Raw genomic sequence first — 16,864 nt, forward strand, 5'->3', positions numbered from 1 at the left:
CCGCGCAACGTGGGTTGAGAGTATCACCCTGCGTATAGATCGTAAAAGCCAGCAACTAGCGTCTAATCGTCAACTCGCCGCGCGCGCAGCAGCGCCCATAGCCACAGGTTCGCGGTGCGCTCCATCAACGCGGTAGCGCCAATCGCGGGTGAACGACTTTCATCGGCGGGGGAGGCTACTACGGGCAGAATTTTGATTCGATATCCGAGGATTTCCTGCGCCGCGGCGCAAGCGTGAGACCGTGCAGACGGATCTGCGCGAGGCGGTTGTCGTCAGCGACGCCGATCGCGAGCGCTGCCGCAGCAGCGTACCAGTGAGACGCGGCGCCCCACGACAGGACGCGGCAAGCTTACCCCGCCACCGCCATCCGGCGCTCGATCGACACCGACCACAGCGTCAGCATCAGCGCGCCGAGCGCGGTCACGACGCCGACCCACGGCAGCGTCGTCAGAGGCGCGCCCGCACCGATCGCCATGCCGCCGAGCCACGCGCCGGTCGCGTTGCCGAGATTGAACGCCCCCTGATTCAGCGTCGACGCAAGATTCGGCGCGTAACTTGCCCGATCGACGATCAGCATCTGCAGCGGTGGCACGATCGCGAAGGCGAGCACGCCCCACACGAACACGGTCAGCATCGCCGGCATGCGCGCGTGCATCGTGCCCGCGAATACGCACAGGATCACGACGATCGCCATCAGAAACGCGATCAGCGACGGCATCAGCCGCCAGTCCGCGAGCTTGCCGCCCAACGTGCTGCCGACCGTCAGGCCGAGGCCGAACAGCAGCAGCACCAGCGTCACCGCGTGCGGCGTGAAGCCGGTCACCTCCTCGAGGATCGGCGTGATATAGGTGAAGGTCGAAAACAGGCTCGCCGACGCGAGCACGCTGATGCCGAGCACCATCAGCACCTGCGGATTCTTCAGCACGCTGAATTCGCGCACGAGGCTCGCCTTGTGCATTTCGATCTTCGCGGGCAGGCATACCGCGAGCGCGACGGCCGCCAGCACGCCGATGCCGGTCACGGCCCAAAAGGTCGCGCGCCAGCCGACCGCCTGGCCGAGCGCGGTGCCGAGCGGCACGCCGAGCACGTTGGCGAGCGTGAGGCCGGTGAACATCAGTGCGATGGCCTGCGCGCGGCGATGCGGCGCGACCAGCCCCGCCGCGACCACCGAACCGATGCCGAAAAACGCGCCGTGGCAGAACGCGGTGACGATGCGCGCGGCCATCAGCACTGCGTAGCCCGGCGCGATCGCGCACAGCAGATTGCCGACGATGAACACGCCGATCAGGCTCATCAGCGCCCTCTTGCGCGGCATGTTGGCGACCGCGATCGCGACGATCGGCGCACCGATCGTGACGCCGAGCGCATACGCGGACACCAGCATGCCGGCCGCCGGAATCGACACGGACAGATCGCGCGCGACGTCGGGCAACAGCCCCATGATGACGAACTCGGTGGTACCGATTCCAAACGCGGCAACGGCAAGGGCAAGCAGAGGCAAAGGCATGGCGATGATGGAGTGTGACGCATGAAGCAGCGCGAAAAAACGGGCGCCGGGCGCGCGATCTCGAAGGCGGGGAACGCTGTCGCCGGATAGGGAGAAAACAGTAGGGGATTCTACCTAAGCCAATTCAGGCTTGCTGACTGGCGGGCAAGGTGTTGTTTTTTGTGGAAAGCAACGCGCGGCCGGCGTCGCGACGAGCGATTGCAAGCCAGTCAACGATCGCGCGGCGCCGCGTTGTCCGCGTCGAACGTGTCGCCATGACGGCCGGCGCCGGACGCAAAGCGCGCCGCGCCCGCGATGCCCTCGGCGAAGACGGCCGCGTAGCCGCCCGCGCCTTCGCGCCGCAACGCCTGCGCGAGATCGTCGAGCGCGCTGTTCTCGAGCGCGGAGCGGCGATCGGCGAGCAGCGCCGCCTGCGGAAAAGCGGCGAGTTCCGCGGCCAGTTGCTCGGCGGCCGCGCGCGCTTCGCCGTGCGGCACCACGCGGTTGGCGAGCCCGAACGCGAGCGCTTCGCGCGCATCGACCGCGCGGCCGGTCAGGATCAGATCGAGCGCGCGCGACAGACCGATCAGTCGCGGCAGCCGGATCGTGCCGCCGTCGATCAGCGGAATGCCGACACGCCGGCAGAACACCCCAAGCACCGCGTCTTCCTCGACGACGCGCAGGTCGCACATCGCGGCAAGTTCGAGTCCACCCGCGACCGCATAGCCGGCAATCGCGGCGATCACCGGCTTGCTGAAGCGCATGCGCGTCGGTCCCATCGGACCTGGGCCGCCGCCGTCCGGGTGCAGTTCATTGCGACGCGCGCCGTCGGCGAGCGCGCTCAGGTCCGCGCCAGCGCAAAACGTGCCGCCCGCGCCGAACAGCACGGCCGCGCGCCACGCGGGTTCCCCCTCGAAGCGGCTGAACGCGGCGCTCAACGCGTCGGCCACCTGGCGATCGACGGCGTTGCGCCGCGCGGGCCTATCGAGCACGATCGTGGCGACTCCTTGGTCGTTATTCGACTCGATTCGCACATGGTGATTGAAATGCTCGGTGGCTATCATCGTCATAAACTTGAAGGGTATCTGAGGCTCGCTGCCTGCCTGTCGATCCGCCGATGTTGGACCACGCTCATGCAGCGTAAGTAATCCGGTGGGCTGTCATGTTTCCGTCACATCTGGCTCGTAGCGTGAGCGCTCTATTGATGCGCTGGTGTCCTGTCGCCGGCTTGCCGAGTGTGCCTTTGTCCTTGCCTTTGCCCAATTCATCGCCGGCCTGCGCGCCGGGCTGCGCCGACACGGTCTGGATCGTGCCGTTGAGCGAGCATTCATGGTACGACCATGTGCGCCTGAAACGCGTATTCGTCACCGACGGCACACGTCACCAGGTCGTGCTCGTCGATCTGCGCAAGCTGCTGCAATGCGCGGATCGCGACAACACCGATTACGTGCTGAAGCCAGTCGCCGAATGGCACGCGGGCAAGGTCCGCGGCATTCGCGAGTTTCTGGATCCCGAAAGCCCGCGCGTTCCACAGATGCCCTACGTGACGATCTCCACGCGTCGCGCGCCGGGACTGCTCGGGTGGATCGGCATCGAGCGCGAGGGAGTGGTGGCGTTTCGCAACGGCCAGCATCGCGCCCGCTATCTGGCCGACGCGGGCGCGCGCTGGTGTCCGGTCGAAGTGCACGAGCGCGAGGCGATATTGTTGCGCGAAATATGCGGCGCTACCGATGACGCCCGCACCGCGATTCGCGCGACCTCGGCGGGCGGCGAGAACGACGTCTAGTTCCCGCGGTCCGCGGTCATTCGCGGGCGCCGCGGTTATCACAGCTACCCCGCCTGCACGACGTTGCGTGGCGTGCCCGCCTGCCACGCCGCGATGTTCGCAAGCGTGGTCTGCGCGATCTCGGTCATCGCCTCGCGCGTGAAGAACGCCTGGTGCGCGGTGACGATCACGTTCGGGAACATCAACAGACGCGCGAGCACGTCGTCCTGTAGCGGCAGGTTCGAATGATCCTCGAAGAAGATGCCGCCTTCTTCCTCGTAGACATCGAGTCCGAGATGGCCAAGCTGGCCTTCCTTCAACGCGGCGATCAACGCATTCGCCTCGACGAGCCCGCCGCGCCCGGTATTGATCAGCATCGCGCCGCGCTTCATCTTCGCGAGCGCCGCGCTGTCGATCAGGTGATAGGTGTCGGGCAAGAGCGGGCAATGCAGACTGACGACGTCCGACTCGGCGAGCAGCGTATCGAGCGGCACATAGCGCGCGCCGAGCGCGAGCAGTTCGTCGACGGGCGTGCCCGGATCGTAGGCGAGCACCTGCATGCCGAAGCCGGCCATGATGCGCGCGAATACCCGGCCGATGATGCCCGTGCCGATCACGCCGACCGTCTTGCCGTGCAGGTCGAAGCCGAGCAGCCCATGCAGCGAGAAGTCGCCTTCGCGTGTGCGCGCGACCGCGCGCGGCAGGCGCCGGTTCAGCGCGAGGATCAGCCCGACCGCATGTTCGGCGACCGCGTACGGCGAGTAAGCCGGCACACGCGCGACCGGCATGGCGAGCCGCTCGGCCGCCGCGAGGTCGACGTGATTGAAGCCCGCCGAGCGCAGCGCGATCATCCGCGTGCCGCCCGCATTGAGCCGCTCGAGCGTCGCGGCGTCGACGTGGTCGTTGACGAACGGGCAGACGACGTCGTAGCCATGCGCGAGGATCGCGGTCTCGCTGTCGAGAGGGGATTCCTGGAAATGCAGTTCATAGCCTTGCGCGGCGTTGGCCTCGGTGAATGTATCGACGTCGTATTGACGACTGCTGAACAGGATTATGCGCATGTCAGGCTCCGAAGAAGCGTGCTCCAGACGTGTTTTTGCGAGGCAAACAGCAGATTATCTTTCTCACGATGTTAGGCGACTTCGCGATGAAAGAGTAACTGTCGGTGCTCGGTGGTGAACGGCGGTGCCGCTCGCGCGTGAGGGCGGGCTAGCCTGGCCAAAAAACTTGCGCAATCGCACGGTTCAGTGAATGATCGGACGAACGGCCTCGAGCGGCGTACCTGCCGCGAGGCCGTTCGTTCCTCTGCGCTCCACATTCACACACCGATCATGCCGACTTCAACTTCCACCACCGTTGCTTCGTCTGTCCCCTGTCCGATCGTCGAATCGCTCGACGCGATCCTTCCCGAAGAACCGCTACTGATGATGGGTGCCGGCCCCGTGCCGATTCCCGCCGCGGTCGCGAAGGCCAATGCGATCGTGATCAACCATCTCGGCGGCACGATGGCGAAGGTGGTGAACCAGGTGAAGACGATGGCGCGCTACGTGTTCCAGACCCAGTCGAAGTGGGTGCTCGGCGTCGCGGGACCCGGATCGGGCGCGATGGAAATGGCGATCTGCAATCTCGCGTGGGAAGGCACGCGCATGCTGTGCATCAAGAACGGCTTCTTCAGCGACCGCATGGCCGAAATGGGCCGGCGCGTCGGCGCGCGCGTGAGCACGCTCGAAGTCGCGGACCGCACGGTCGCGAGTCTCGACCAGGTCGCCGAGGCGCTGCGCCGCGAGCGTCCCGAGGTTGTCACGGTGGTGCAGGGCGAGACGTCGAACACTGTGTGGAACCACCATCTGAAAGACATCGCCGCGCTCGCGAAGGAAGCTGGCGCGCTCGTGATCGTCGACGCCGTCTGCACGCTGAGCACGATGCCGCTCGAAATGGACACCTGGGGTATCGACGCGGTGATTACCGGCGGCCAGAAGGGCTTGTCGTCGATTCCGGGCGTGTCGCTGATCGCGTTTTCAGACGCGGCGTGGGCGCGCGTCAAAGGCCGCACGGTGCCCAATACGCACTGGTGCCTCGATGCGTCGCTGGCGGAAAACTTCTGGCACAACGCCGGTTATCACTATACGGCGCCTGTGTCGGGCGTGCTCGCGCTGCACGAGGCGCTGCGGCTCGTCTGCGCGGAGACGCTGGAGAAGCGCTTCGCGCGCCATCTGAAATGCTCGCTCGCGTTGCAGCAGGGCGTCACTGCGATGGGCCTGCGGCTATATGCGCCCGAGAATTGCCGCCTGAATTCGGTGGTCGGCATTGAAGTGCCGGACGGCCTGAGTCCCGCCGACGTTTGCGCGCATATCTCGCGGCAGCATCAGGTGGAAATCTCCGGCTCGTTCGGTCTGCCGATCGTGCGTATCGGCCAGATGGGCGAGCAGTGCCGCGAGCACAACCTGTTTCGCACCGTGCATGCGCTCGGCCGCACGATGGTCGATCTCGGCGTCAAGGTGGATCTGCCGGCGGGTGTCGCGGCGCTCGAGCGCGGCTTGAGCGAAGGTAAATAAATGCATTTCAGGACGCGATGCAAATAGCATTCACAGCGCGTCTATTTTGTGCGGTCCAGCATTTTACAACCTGGTTAGAAAGTATTTTTCCGCCATTATCGCGTTGTAATAAATTAATGCTTCGCAAGATTTTTACATACTAATGGCGGCCTCTGCGAAACCCTTACGGAATAAGGCTCTCCGCCTTTCGAAAGGGTTTTTTCCTTCCTGCTTTCTATTGCTCTCTGTGCGCCGGCGCACGTATCGAGATCAGGCGGAAACGTAAAGTAGGTCACGGCGAGAGCAGCGCAATGCTCACGCTGCGGTAAATCGCAAGACCATGATTCGACACACGGCGCGTGCCAGGACGCGCCTGCCGCGCTCATGCACGCTTTCCGCCGAAACACAGCTTTAACGCCGAAGCGCCCCCGCGAGGCGACAAAAAGGTTTTCTACCCAATTCGATAATTCGATCGCGTGGAGTCTCGGGGCTGGTCTTCGAGGGTGCACGCACGTACGGAGCAAGGAAATCGATACTATGGCGAGCGCATACGACTCAGGTCAATCGGCAGGAGTTATTGTTGGAGCAGAGTTGAACGGACTGGGGGTGGCGCGATCGCTCGCGCAAGCCCATGTTCCGGTTATCGCAGTCGATACGAGGACCCGCGCGGCGTCGTGGTGCCGACACGTTCACGCGTATCAGGTAAAGAGTTTTGCCGGGAAAATATTTGTTGATGAAATGATCGAACTCAGCAAGCGGTTCGATCGTCCGCCGGTTCTGATTCTGACCGACGAAGACGCGGTGCATGCGGTGTCGGAAAATCGGACGGCACTGTCGCACTGGTATCGCTTCCGCCTGCCGACAGACGACACCGTCAACATGTTGTCGAGCAAGACGCGCTTTCACGAGTTCGCGCAGCGGCATGGCTTTCCGGTGCCGCGCTCGGTCGTGCTCGACAGGCTTGCCGACATCGAACGGCTGTCCGAATTGCGCTACCCGTGCGTGCTGAAACCGGACGACAAGCGCAACGTGCTGCGAGGCGAGAAAGAACGCGCGGTGCGGGTCGACACGCTGCAGCACGCACGCGATCGCGCGATCGCGATGCTCGCGACGCCGGGCGGCATCATCGCGCAGGAGTGGATCGAGGGGCCTGACAGCAATATCCACTTCACGCTGTTCTATCGTGGCGCCGACGGCAACATGGTCAGCATGTTCACCGGCCGCAAGGTGTTGAGCTCGCCGCCGGGCATCGGCAATACCGCGATCTGCGTGGCTGCGCCCGAAGCGCGCGGGACGCTCGAACCGCTGACGCGGCGATTCGCCGAGCTGGCCGATTTCGACGGCATGGGCAGCATGGAATACAAGTGGGACGACAACTACGGCGAGTTCGTGATGGTCGAGCCGACGGTTGGCCGCACGGACTGGCAGGAGGAGATCGCGACGCTGTGCGGCGTCAACATTCCGCTTGCCGCGTACCGCCATGAACTCGGCCTGCCGCCACCCGCCGAGCGCCCGAGCCGTGTGCCGGTCGCGTGGCGCGCAACCTTTTCCGATCACCTGCCGCCGGAACTGCTGAGCGAGCGCACGAAAATTTTCGATGGCTATTTCCGCTGGAGCGATCCGCTCCCGGCGTTGCAGCACTATTTGGTGATGAATCCGCTGCGACGCATGAAGCGCAGCTGGAAAAAAGCGATCAGGGCACCCGAATCGCGGCAGGCCAAAGCCTGACGCGTGGCGACGAAAGACGTTCCCCCTGGAGACCAGCAATGTCTTTGACCGATACCATAATCATTGGCGCGGGGCCCTACGGGTCATCTCTTGCCGCGCATCTGAGGGCCGCCGGCATGGATTACCAGATCCTCGGCGAACCGATGGGCGCGTGGCGCAACTTGATGCCGCCCGGCATGCTGCTGCGCTCCGAGGCGTTCGCGTCGAGCCTGCATGCACCGCGCAGCGGCTTTACCGTCGAAGACTACTGCCGCCTCAAAGGGCTGCCTTATCGGCCGCTCGGCATGGCGCTGCCGCTCGAAACGTTCGTCGAGTATGGACTGTGGTTCCAGTCGAATCTGGTCGGCGAGATCCAGCCGGTCGACGTGCTCGCGTTGCGTCGCGTCGGAGATCAGTTCAAGTTGTCGCTGAGCGACGGCCGCTCGCTCGCCGCGCGCAAAGTCGTGATCGCGCTGGGCCTGAAGGGCTTCGCGCAAACGCCGCCGGCGCTGCGGGCTTTGCCGGCGCAGTATGCGACGCATTCGGAGCTGTACGGGAACCTCGAGTGGGCGCGTGGCAAGGACATCGCGATCGTCGGCGGCGGGCAGTCGGCGCTCGGGCTGTCCGCGCTGCTCAACGAGCTCGGCGCGCGCGCACACGTGCTGATGCGCGAGAGCAGTGTGGTGTGGCACGAGCGGCCGCAGGGCGGGCGCCACATCCTGTCGCGCATCAAAGGGCCCGACGCGGGACTTGGGCGCGGCTGGCGGTCGCTGTTCCTGTCCGAATTTCCCGGCGTATTCCATATGCTCGACCCGAAACGCCGCAAGCAGATCATGGAGCACACGTACGGCGCGTCCGGTGCATGGTGGCTGCACGATCGCGTCGTCGGCAAGGTACAGATCTCGCATCGCACCGAGGTGCGCTCCGCGGCGATCGAAAACGATCGCGTCGTGCTGAACGTGCTGACCGACGGCAAACAGGCGCGGGTGAGCGCCGATCACGTGATCGCCGCGACCGGTTTCAAGACCGACATGCGGCAGCACGCGTTCCTGTCGAAAGATCTGGCGGATGCGATTTCGAATCAGGGCGGCATGCCCGACCTGACGTCGCACTACGAAACGCGGGTGCGCGGCCTCTATGTGGTCGGACCCGCGTGCGCGCACAGCTTCGGGCCCGTGATGCGTTTCGTCTACGGCACCAAGCACGCGTCGCCGACCGTGGCGCGGCACATCGTCGGTTCGTTGAAGGCGGGTGCGCGGCAACGCGCGTGGCCGATCGCTCATGCACCCATGCCGGAGCGCTCAGGTGAATAAGACCCATGCAATGGGCGCGCGCTCGCGCCTGTCCGATAGCTATCGCGGGCGCCGCATGAAGCGCTTCAAGGCGCTCGTGAAGGAGATGCTTGCGGGCCTGATCGTGATCGCGGGGCTCGCGTGGCTCACGCGCAAGCTGCTGTGGCGCGACCGCGTGGCCGTGCTGCTTTATCACGATCCCGATCCCGCCACGCTCGACCGTCACCTGACCTATCTGCGCAAGCTGTGCGAATTCGTACCGTTGACCGACGTCAGCGCACCCGGCCGCGGCCGCCCGCGCGTCGCGATCACGCTCGACGACGGCCACGCGGGCAATGCGCAGCTGTTGCCGGTGTTCATCAAGCACAACGTGCAGCCGACGATCTTTCTGTGCAGCCGCATCGTCGGACGGCCACGCAGTCACTGGTGGCTGCATCCGGGTTCGTTGCGCGTCGGCCACGAACGTCTGAAGCGGATGACCAACGACGAGCGCCTCGCCGCACTGGCGGCGCAAGGCTACCAGCAGGACGGCGATGACCGGCCCACCGGCCTGTCGATCGAACAGATGCAGGCGATGCGCGAGCACATCGACTTCCAGGCGCATACGCGCTTCCATCCGATTCTCACGCATTGCAGCGACGCCGAAAGCGCGGCCGAAATCAGCGACAGCCGCCATGAGATCGCGGCGCTGCTGCAGCAGCCTTGCGAGCACTTCGCCTATCCGAACGGCAATTACGGCGATCGCGAAGTGGAGTTCGTGCGGGCGGCGGGCTTCAAAACCGCGCGCACCTGTGACATCGGCTGGAACGATCAGCACACCGATCCGTACCGGCTGCGCACGATCATCATCGACGATGCGGCGTCGACGCTGCGTTTCGCCGCGCAATTGAGCGGCATTGCGCTGTTTCTCCATTATCTGCGCGAGGGTGGCGGCTGGCGCGGCAAGTTTCCGCAGTTTTGAACACAAGGAGCGCCCGGACGAAGCGATCCGTCCGGGCAAGCCGTCCGGGTCTTTCGCGAGACGGCACGAGGGGCATACGACAGGAGGGGCACATGCAGCGCTGCAGAGTACTGGTGATCAACGATTATGTGCAGATGGGCGGCGCGGAAGTCGTCTATCAACAATCGGCCGAGCTGTTGAGCACGCTGCCCGGCGTCGAGGTCGAACGTTTCGACGATAGCCAGTTTTCCGCGCGCTCGACGATGCTGTCGCGCTCCTGGAACGCGACCGCCGCGCGCGCGCTCGAAAAGACGCTGCACCGCTTCCGGCCGCATCGGCTGATGGTGCACAACTACCACAACGTGCTGTCGCCTTCGATCCTCAGCGTGATCGCGCGACAGCAACGCCAGCTCGGTTACCGCGCATATCACACCTGCCACGACTACCACCTCGTCTACTACAACCCGTCGCTGCAGTACTTCGACAAGGACAGGCATCCGATCATCCTGCCGCTCGACGTGCTGCGCACGCGCGCAGCCTTGACGTTGCGGCCGACGCCGAAGGGCCTCGTGCACGACCTGATGACGAAGGCGTGGTGGCACGCGATCCGCTCGGCCTACCATCCCGCGCGCGTGTTCGACAGGATTCTGTGCCCGAGCCTGTTCATGGAGCAAGCGCTGCACCGCGTCGGCATTAAAAACACGGTCATCGTGCACAATCCGTCGGCGGTGCCGATCGCGATGCCGTGCGTCACGGCGCGTAACAAGGAGCGCTTCAACCTTGCCTTCGTCGGACGGATCTCGCCGGAGAAAGGCCTGCTGCAATTTCTGACGCTCTGCGAAGCGGCGGGCTTCGAGCGCATCAATTGCATCGGCGTGTACGGCGATGGCCCGGATCGCCGGGCGATCGAGCAGCGCTACGCGTCGCTGATCGCCCAGCGCAAGCTGATTCTGTTCGGCACCATGCCGCAGCAACAACTGTTTCCCGCCATACGCGAGTTCGCCGATGCGGTGGTGGTGCCGTCGGTGGGCGCGGAGAACGCGCCGCTCGTCGTGATCGAGGCGGCGATGCTCGGTCTGCCGGTGCTGGTTCGCGATGGCGGCAGCATGGCGGTGACCGCGGAAGCGGTCGGCAACAAGATCAAGTTCATGTTCGATCCGCACAGCCTGAAACGGGCGCTCGGCGAACTGGCTATTCATCTTGCCGATGAGCACAGAAAGTACGACGTCGACGAATACCTTCCCGAGCATTACGCGCGGCGTCTCGCCGAAATCATGCACATCGGCGAACGTCCGGCGCACTTCGCGCTGTCGCGCCGGCGTGCGCGTTATGCAGATAATCCGCGTCCGGCGCCGTGAAAATAATCGGCGCTGATGGCGACAAACGGCATGTATAACAGCGCCGTTATCATGATTTTAAAAGCGCGTTTTTTTATCGCCTGTTTTGTCTGAAGCAATCCGTAGCAATCGGCTTTTGTGTGCGCTGCCGAACGTTGAAAGACCCGCTCTCTGAATACTATGATCGCCAAGGAAAGGCATTTTATCGAGCGCTGAAGCGCACGGTTTGACAGAGTAAACGAGGCCGCGGTGACGGCACAGAGCTGGCGATGATCGGCTTAATGGCCGACGCAAGGCCAGACACTTTAGAACAAAAGCATGTGCATGTCGTGCGCGTTTGCGGAAATCGGCGGACGAGACGCGGCTAATCGGGGAAACATCACTACCGGCCCGACAGTCAGTTCAACCAAACAGGAATGTGGCCGCAAGCGGCCACATCGCGAGCCGGGGAATCCAGACCGTGATGCGCTTCAGTTCAGCGCGCGCTGTATGGATCGGAGGTGTCGGGAGACGCGTAGGTCTGGTCTGAATTCCACAAATCGTTGCCGTAGGGGTCCGCTGAATTCTTCCCGCGGACATGCTGCGTAACGCTTGAACGTTTATGTTTCGGAAGGCTGGTTTTCGTTTCGGTGTACACGTTGGGCGCGACATAGAGGTTCTTTTTAGCGTACGTGAAATCCGACGGCGAGCCGTAGAGCGTAGTGGAACTGGCGGCATGCGGCGTCATCGCGTCGAGTTGCGAGTGTTTGGCGACATATCGCGGCGCATAAGCGGAAGAGGCCGCGGACACGATGCTCTGGGCGTAGGTCAGCTGGGCGGTCAGCAATACCGGCAATACGGCGGCAAAAAGTATTTTCATTTCGGTCTCCATAAGAAAGCGTGTGGTGCGATGTTAGGGAAAAGAGCCGAACTCGCATAGGCGCTGTTACACACAAAGGTAGCCGATGTGGCGTAAATCAGCTACCCCGTCCGATCGAGCCGGTCAACTCGATGGATACAGGCGTGACGCAATGCGGCGACGAGCTGATCCGGCGCCGCGAAGAAGTGGCAAACCGTCGAGACTTTGGGAGAACCCGCATGAACCAAAGCAGTGCACCATTCGATAGCCGGAACAACAACAGCGAACATCCGCCGGCGGGCTTCGCGAATTATCTGGATGCGCTGTACGACAATCGCAAGCTGATTGCCATCACGACGGCCATCGCGGTCGCACTCGGCATCGGTTATTCGGTTTTCTCCCAACCCGTGTATCGCGCGGACCTTCTCGTGCAGGTCGAGGAAAACGCGGGTACTTCGTCCAAGAGCGTAATCGGCGACGTATCCGCGATGTTCGATGTGAAGACCGCGGCGTCCGGCGAGGCGCAGGTGATCGGCTCGCGCATGGTGGTGGGCCAAGCGGTCGACAAGCTCAACCTGGACATCCAGGCGACGCCGCGCTACTACCCGCTGTTCGGCAGCTGGCTCGCCCGCCATTCGGATCATCTGTCGACGCCGGGACCGCACGGCTACGTGTACGGCAACGAGCGCATCGACGTGTCGAAATTCGACGTGCCCGAAGAGCTGTTCGACCGTCCGTTCGTGCTGAAGAAGGGCGAGGGATCGAGCTACGAGCTGCAATACGGCAAGCTGAAGCTCGAGGGGACGGTCGGCCAGCCGCTGAACGCGACGACCAACTACGGGCCGCTCACGCTGGTCGTCGACCGGATCGAGGCGGAGCCGGGCGCGACCTTCGAGGTGCGGCGCCAGTCCGAGCTGACGACGACCGAAAAGCTGCGCAAGGAACTGACGATCTCGGAAAAAGGCAAGGAATCCGACATCCTCGGCGTGTCGCTCGAAGGCAGCGAGCCGAAGAAGATCAGCGCGATTCTCGCGACCATCGCGGGCGAATACGTGAGCCAGAACCTGAAGCGCAAATCCGAGGAAGCGGAGCGTTCGATCCGTTTCCTCGAACTGCAGCTTCCGGAAATGCGCCAGCAGCTTTCCGATTCGGAAACGCGCTTCAACGACTTCCGCGCGAAGCATGGCACCGTCGATCTCGGCGAGGAAGCGACCAACCTGCTGCAACTGTCGGTTCAGGCGCAGACGCGGCTCGCGGAACTTCAGCAGAAGCGCAATGAACTGCTGTCGCGCTTCACCGACCAGCATCCGGCCGTGCAGTCGGTCAACGCGCAGTTGCATGCGACGCAACAGGAAGCGAAAGATCTCGCGAGCCGGACGCAATCGCTGCCGCCGCTCGAACAGAACGTGCTGCGCCTGCAGCGCGACGTGCAGGTCGGCACCGAACTCGACACGTCGCTGCGCAATACGCTCGAACAGCTGAAGCTGATCAAGGCGGGCAAGGCCGGAAACGTGCGCATCGTCGATGGCGCCGTCGCGCCCGACACGCCGGTGCGGCCCAAGCCGCTTCTGATCATCACCGCGGCGCTGATGCTGGGCGTGTTCGTCGGCGTGGTGATCGCGCTCGTGCGTCAGCGTCTGTTCGACGCGATCGACGATCCGTACGAAGTAGAGCTGTGCACCGGTTTGCCGGTCTATGCGAGCGTGCCGTTCAGCCGTCAGGAAGAGCGGTTCGCGCAAAGCCGTCGCCGTCCGGAATCGAAGGCGCTGGTGCTCGCGGGCGAAGCGGTGATCGATCCGGCCATCGAAAGTCTGCGTGGCTTTCGCACCGCGCTCGAATTCACGATGACCAAGGCGCGCAACCACATCGTGCTGATTACGGGCCCGACGCCGGGCATCGGCAAGTCATTCGTGTCGTTGAATCTCGCCGCGGTGATCGGCGCGACCGGCAAGCGTGTGCTGCTGATCGACGGTGATCTGCGGCGCGGTTTCCTGCATCGGCATCTCGGCGGCGATCGCGGTCCGGGCCTGTCCGATCTGATCCAGGGTGCGTACCGCCCCGACGAACTGATTCGCGCGACCCGTTTTCAGGGCGTCGACTTCATCGCGAGCGGCCGCCAGGTCGCGAGCCCGAGCGACGTGCTGTCGAACACACGGCTCGATGCGGTGCTGCGCCAGGTCGCGACCGGCTACGACGTCGTGCTGCTCGACGGACCGCCGGTGCTGCTCGCCTCGGATGCGGTGCGGCTCGCCTGCGTGGCCGGTACGACCTTCTTCGTCGCGCGTCAGGGTGTCACGGGTATCGGCGAGCTGCGCGAGTCGGTCCGCCAGATGCAGAAGGTCGGCCTGCCGGTGCGCGGCGTGATCATGAACGGACTGCGGATGCGGCCGGGACGCTATAGCTACGGCTATGGACGCTATCGCTACGCAGCCTACATCTACAAACCGTACGACAGATAAGCCCGGGCGCTTTGTTCGCTACGCGCCCGCGGTGCGGGGCGTAGCGCGCGAATGGACCGATCACAAGACCAATATGCGATGCGAAGGGATCTTACGGCCGCGCTTGCCGAGCGCGTACCGTACAGGCAAGGGACTACTCGGATGAAACAGCTATTTGTCACGCCTTTTCTGCCCCAGAAAAACGCGCCGCAAGCTGGCCACCGTCTGGCATACGATTACCTGATCAAATTGAGCTCGGAATCGGAGCTCGACGTGCTGATCGTGTCGCGCGTGCCGGTCGACGAAAAAGACGTCGAGTTCCGCGCGAACGTTCGCAACGTCTACGTCAAGTACGTAAGCCGGTTCGACCTGGTTCCATCGTTCCTCGCGAATCCGCTGATTTTTTCGCCACGCCTGTGCTCGCGCTATAAACCCGCGATCGGCAAATTCATCTGCGAGCTCGTCGAGAAGAACCGTTATGACACGGTGCGACTCGAGTTCTCGCAATCCTTTGCGTATGCGCAGAATCTGCGCGACCGTTTCCGCGACGGCGTGAAGATCGTGATGTGCGCGCATGACGTGCAGATCCAGGCCATGTTGCGCGTCAAGTCCATCGAGGGATGGCTGTTTACCCGGCAGACTTTCGTGCTCGAGCAGCGTCTTCTGAAGCTGGCCGACAAGGTGCTCGTGCTGTCCAGCAAGGACGCGCAGCTGATCAACGGCTTGTACCCCGGGGTCGGCACGTTGCAGGTCGTGCCGATCTCGCTGCCGGCGTTTCTGCAGGACGTGCGGCGCTCGAAAGACACGGTGAAGAAAGGCAACATCCTGTTCTGGGGGGCGATGCAACGCCGCGAAAACGAAGAGGCGCTGCTCAATTTCATCGACACGATTTTTCTGCCGCTGCGCCGCCGCGGCCTTGACCTGAAGCTGTTCGTGGTCGGCTCCGATCCGAGCGAGCGCGTGAAGCGCCTGAATTGCGACGATATCTGCGTGACCGGCTTCGTCGAAAATCCGGGCAAGTACTTCGAGTCCGCCGATATCGGCGTGGTGCCGCTGCTGTCGGGCGCCGGCGTCAAGCTGAAGACGCTCGAGATGCTCGCGGCGAAGCTGCCGGTCGTCTCGACGCCGCTCGGCGCGGAAGGCGTCGAGTACGACGGCACCTTGCTCAACGTGTGTGAGATCGACGCGTTCCCGGACGTGATCGAACGCATCTACCGTGGTGAGCCGCTCAACGCACACGCCTGCGTGGCGCTGACGCCATGATCGCCACCATCGCCTATCTGCTTGCCGTCGTGCTGTGCGCCACGCGCGGCGTTCTCGAGTACCTGATCGGCAAGGACGCCGCCTATCTCATTCAGGTCGGCGGCATCGTCGGTCTGCTCGTGTGGTACATCTCGCCGACGGCGATTGCCGCTTACTTCCGCGACGAAGGACGTCTGTCGTTCGGCTTCGTGGTGGGCATGCTGTTCTCGGTGGCGCTGTCGATCGTCGCGACGCTCGAAGTTACCGATCAGCTCGGGCGGTCCTATCTGCTCGTCTTCGTCTTCACGCTGTTCGTCTATTTCTACGCGATCTCGAACTATCAGAAGCGTTTCGTGCGGCCGCGCATCGCGTATGCGGGGCTCGTGCTGATCGCGCTGATCGAGGCGGGCGTCGCACTCGCGCAGCAGCAGAACGTGTTCCCGATCGATCTGCCCGGCGCGACTTACGGCTTCGACAATCTGCGCGCGCCGGCGCTGACCGGCAGTTATCTGCATTACCCGCTGTTCGCCGCGATTGCCGCGTCGCTGTGCGGCGTCGATTATCTGGTGCGCAAGAACGTGCTGTCGGGCCTCGCGTGCGCGGTGCTCAGCTTCGCGATTTTCTCGGCGCTGTCGCGCAGCGGCATGCTGATCATTCTCGGCACCTTCGGGCTCGCGTTCGTGCAGGGGCCGATCCAGTTCATCACGAGAAACGCGAAATTGATCGTCGCCACCGTGTTCGCGACGATGGCGATCCTGATCTTCGGCGTCGCGGTGAGCAGTCAGAACGATAGTGTCGTCAACGCCGGCACCGAACGGATCATGGGTGCCACGAATCTGGAGTCGGACGGCAACGACGGGCGCACCGAAGCATGGGACAAGGCGAGGGCGCTCGCATTGCCGGCCAACGTAATCGCCGGCACCTACTTCGGGCTCGTCACCAACTCGGCACCCGACCCGGTGAAACAGGAGTTCGGCGTCGTCGAATCGAGCGTGCTGCAGCAGATCCTGAACATCGGCCTGATGGGCGCGATCTTCTATTACGGCGTGCTGGTATCCGTGACGAAACTTGCAAGCAGCGAAAGCCGGATTTCTCTGTGCGTGTGGGCCGCGTTATTTCAAACGTTCTTCTATCAATCGATCGAAGTGATCCCGTTTGTCTTCATCCTGATGACATTGCCAGTGTTCGATTACGTGGGCGGACCGCGTCGAAACAGCACGTAGCGAACGCAAGGCAGTGCGTGCCGGATCGTTTGCCTCGCGCAGACGAGTAGTGGGGAGTCGGT

The 16,864-nt window shown here is 63.5% G+C and carries 13 protein-coding genes; 9 read left to right on the plus strand and 4 right to left on the minus strand.

What is annotated here, in order from left to right; genetic code table 11:
* Positions 1–349: 349 nt before the first annotated feature.
* The gene (locus tag OKW43_RS16510; RefSeq protein ID WP_429448491.1) at positions 350–1,507 is read right to left on the minus strand and encodes an MFS transporter; all 1,158 of its coding nucleotides are present in this window, start codon (positions 1,505–1,507) and stop codon (positions 350–352) included.
* Positions 1,508–1,716: 209 nt separating this feature from the next.
* Positions 1,717–2,550, minus strand: a complete 834-nt coding sequence (locus tag OKW43_RS16515; protein WP_187634021.1) for a crotonase/enoyl-CoA hydratase family protein — start codon at positions 2,548–2,550, stop codon at positions 1,717–1,719.
* Positions 2,551–2,690: 140 nt separating this feature from the next.
* Between OKW43_RS16515 and OKW43_RS16520 the strand changes: the two genes are divergently transcribed.
* Positions 2,691–3,272, plus strand: coding sequence for a plasmid fertility inhibition factor family protein (locus tag OKW43_RS16520; RefSeq protein ID WP_376776341.1), 582 nt, complete (start codon positions 2,691–2,693; stop codon positions 3,270–3,272).
* Between the two features lie 44 nt (positions 3,273–3,316).
* On the opposite strand, the gene OKW43_RS16525 is transcribed toward OKW43_RS16520, so the two are convergent.
* Entirely contained in the window at positions 3,317–4,312 is a 996-nt protein-coding gene (locus OKW43_RS16525) for a 2-hydroxyacid dehydrogenase (protein WP_429448493.1), read from the minus strand.
* A 270-nt stretch (positions 4,313–4,582) separates the two neighbouring features.
* Between OKW43_RS16525 and OKW43_RS16530 the strand changes: the two genes are divergently transcribed.
* The 5 genes from OKW43_RS16530 to OKW43_RS16550 all read left to right on the plus strand — a co-directional run bounded on the left by OKW43_RS16530 (position 4,583) and on the right by OKW43_RS16550 (position 11,082).
* Entirely contained in the window at positions 4,583–5,806 is a 1,224-nt protein-coding gene (locus OKW43_RS16530; protein ID WP_187633816.1) for a pyridoxal-phosphate-dependent aminotransferase family protein, read from the plus strand.
* 717 nt (positions 5,807–6,523) lie between these two features.
* Positions 6,524–7,513, plus strand: coding sequence for a carboxylate--amine ligase (locus OKW43_RS16535; RefSeq protein ID WP_429448495.1), 990 nt, complete (start codon positions 6,524–6,526; stop codon positions 7,511–7,513).
* Between the two features lie 38 nt (positions 7,514–7,551).
* Entirely contained in the window at positions 7,552–8,805 is a 1,254-nt protein-coding gene (locus tag OKW43_RS16540) for an FAD-dependent oxidoreductase (RefSeq protein ID WP_429448497.1), read from the plus strand.
* Positions 8,806–8,860: 55 nt separating this feature from the next.
* On the plus strand, positions 8,861–9,745 hold the full coding sequence (locus OKW43_RS16545; protein WP_429451693.1) for a polysaccharide deacetylase family protein: 885 nt from the start codon (positions 8,861–8,863) through the stop codon (positions 9,743–9,745).
* 92 nt (positions 9,746–9,837) lie between these two features.
* Positions 9,838–11,082 (plus strand): glycosyltransferase, encoded by a 1,245-nt coding sequence (locus tag OKW43_RS16550; RefSeq protein ID WP_429448499.1) that lies wholly within the window; start codon positions 9,838–9,840, stop codon positions 11,080–11,082.
* Between the two features lie 454 nt (positions 11,083–11,536).
* Here OKW43_RS16550 and OKW43_RS16555 read toward each other — a convergent pair whose 3' ends face one another.
* A complete protein-coding gene (locus OKW43_RS16555; RefSeq protein WP_429448501.1) occupies positions 11,537–11,920 on the minus strand; it encodes a hypothetical protein in 384 nt (127 codons plus the stop codon).
* Positions 11,921–12,138: 218 nt separating this feature from the next.
* On the opposite strand from OKW43_RS16555, the gene OKW43_RS16560 reads away from it, so the two are divergent.
* The 3 genes from OKW43_RS16560 (at position 12,139) to OKW43_RS16570 (ending at position 16,802) form a co-directional block, all read left to right on the plus strand.
* Positions 12,139–14,358 carry a GNVR domain-containing protein gene (locus tag OKW43_RS16560; RefSeq protein WP_187633811.1) on the plus strand — a complete coding sequence of 740 codons (2,220 nt, stop codon included), beginning with the start codon at positions 12,139–12,141 and terminating at the stop codon, positions 14,356–14,358.
* Positions 14,359–14,499: 141 nt separating this feature from the next.
* Positions 14,500–15,600, plus strand: coding sequence for a glycosyltransferase (locus OKW43_RS16565; RefSeq protein WP_429448503.1), 1,101 nt, complete (start codon positions 14,500–14,502; stop codon positions 15,598–15,600).
* The gene (locus OKW43_RS16570) at positions 15,597–16,802 is read left to right on the plus strand and encodes a hypothetical protein (RefSeq protein WP_187633809.1); all 1,206 of its coding nucleotides are present in this window, start codon (positions 15,597–15,599) and stop codon (positions 16,800–16,802) included. Before OKW43_RS16565 ends, OKW43_RS16570 begins: the two co-directional genes overlap by 4 nt.
* The last annotated feature ends 62 nt before the right edge of the window (positions 16,803–16,864 follow it).

The organism is Paraburkholderia sp. WC7.3g (genome assembly GCF_050436345.1).
Classification (GTDB): Bacteria; Pseudomonadota; Gammaproteobacteria; order Burkholderiales; family Burkholderiaceae; genus Paraburkholderia; species Paraburkholderia podalyriae.

Coding starts and splice junctions, on each gene's coding strand:
- OKW43_RS16535 (WP_429448495.1), top strand. CDS start 6,524: ATGATCGAACTCAGCAAGCGGTTCGATCGTCCGCCGGTTCTGATTCTG.
- OKW43_RS16570 (WP_187633809.1), top strand. CDS start 15,597: ATGATCGCCACCATCGCCTATCTGCTTGCCGTCGTGCTGTGCGCCACG.
- OKW43_RS16555 (WP_429448501.1), bottom strand. CDS start 11,920: ATGAAAATACTTTTTGCCGCCGTATTGCCGGTATTGCTGACCGCCCAG.
- OKW43_RS16520 (WP_376776341.1), top strand. CDS start 2,691: ATGCGCTGGTGTCCTGTCGCCGGCTTGCCGAGTGTGCCTTTGTCCTTG.
- OKW43_RS16515 (WP_187634021.1), bottom strand. CDS start 2,550: ATGATAGCCACCGAGCATTTCAATCACCATGTGCGAATCGAGTCGAAT.
- OKW43_RS16525 (WP_429448493.1), bottom strand. CDS start 4,312: ATGCGCATAATCCTGTTCAGCAGTCGTCAATACGACGTCGATACATTC.
- OKW43_RS16560 (WP_187633811.1), top strand. CDS start 12,139: ATGAACCAAAGCAGTGCACCATTCGATAGCCGGAACAACAACAGCGAA.
- OKW43_RS16545 (WP_429451693.1), top strand. CDS start 8,861: ATGAAGCGCTTCAAGGCGCTCGTGAAGGAGATGCTTGCGGGCCTGATC.
- OKW43_RS16510 (WP_429448491.1), bottom strand. CDS start 1,507: ATGCCTTTGCCTCTGCTTGCCCTTGCCGTTGCCGCGTTTGGAATCGGT.
- OKW43_RS16540 (WP_429448497.1), top strand. CDS start 7,552: ATGTCTTTGACCGATACCATAATCATTGGCGCGGGGCCCTACGGGTCA.
- OKW43_RS16550 (WP_429448499.1), top strand. CDS start 9,838: ATGCAGCGCTGCAGAGTACTGGTGATCAACGATTATGTGCAGATGGGC.
- OKW43_RS16530 (WP_187633816.1), top strand. CDS start 4,583: ATGCCGACTTCAACTTCCACCACCGTTGCTTCGTCTGTCCCCTGTCCG.
- OKW43_RS16565 (WP_429448503.1), top strand. CDS start 14,500: ATGAAACAGCTATTTGTCACGCCTTTTCTGCCCCAGAAAAACGCGCCG.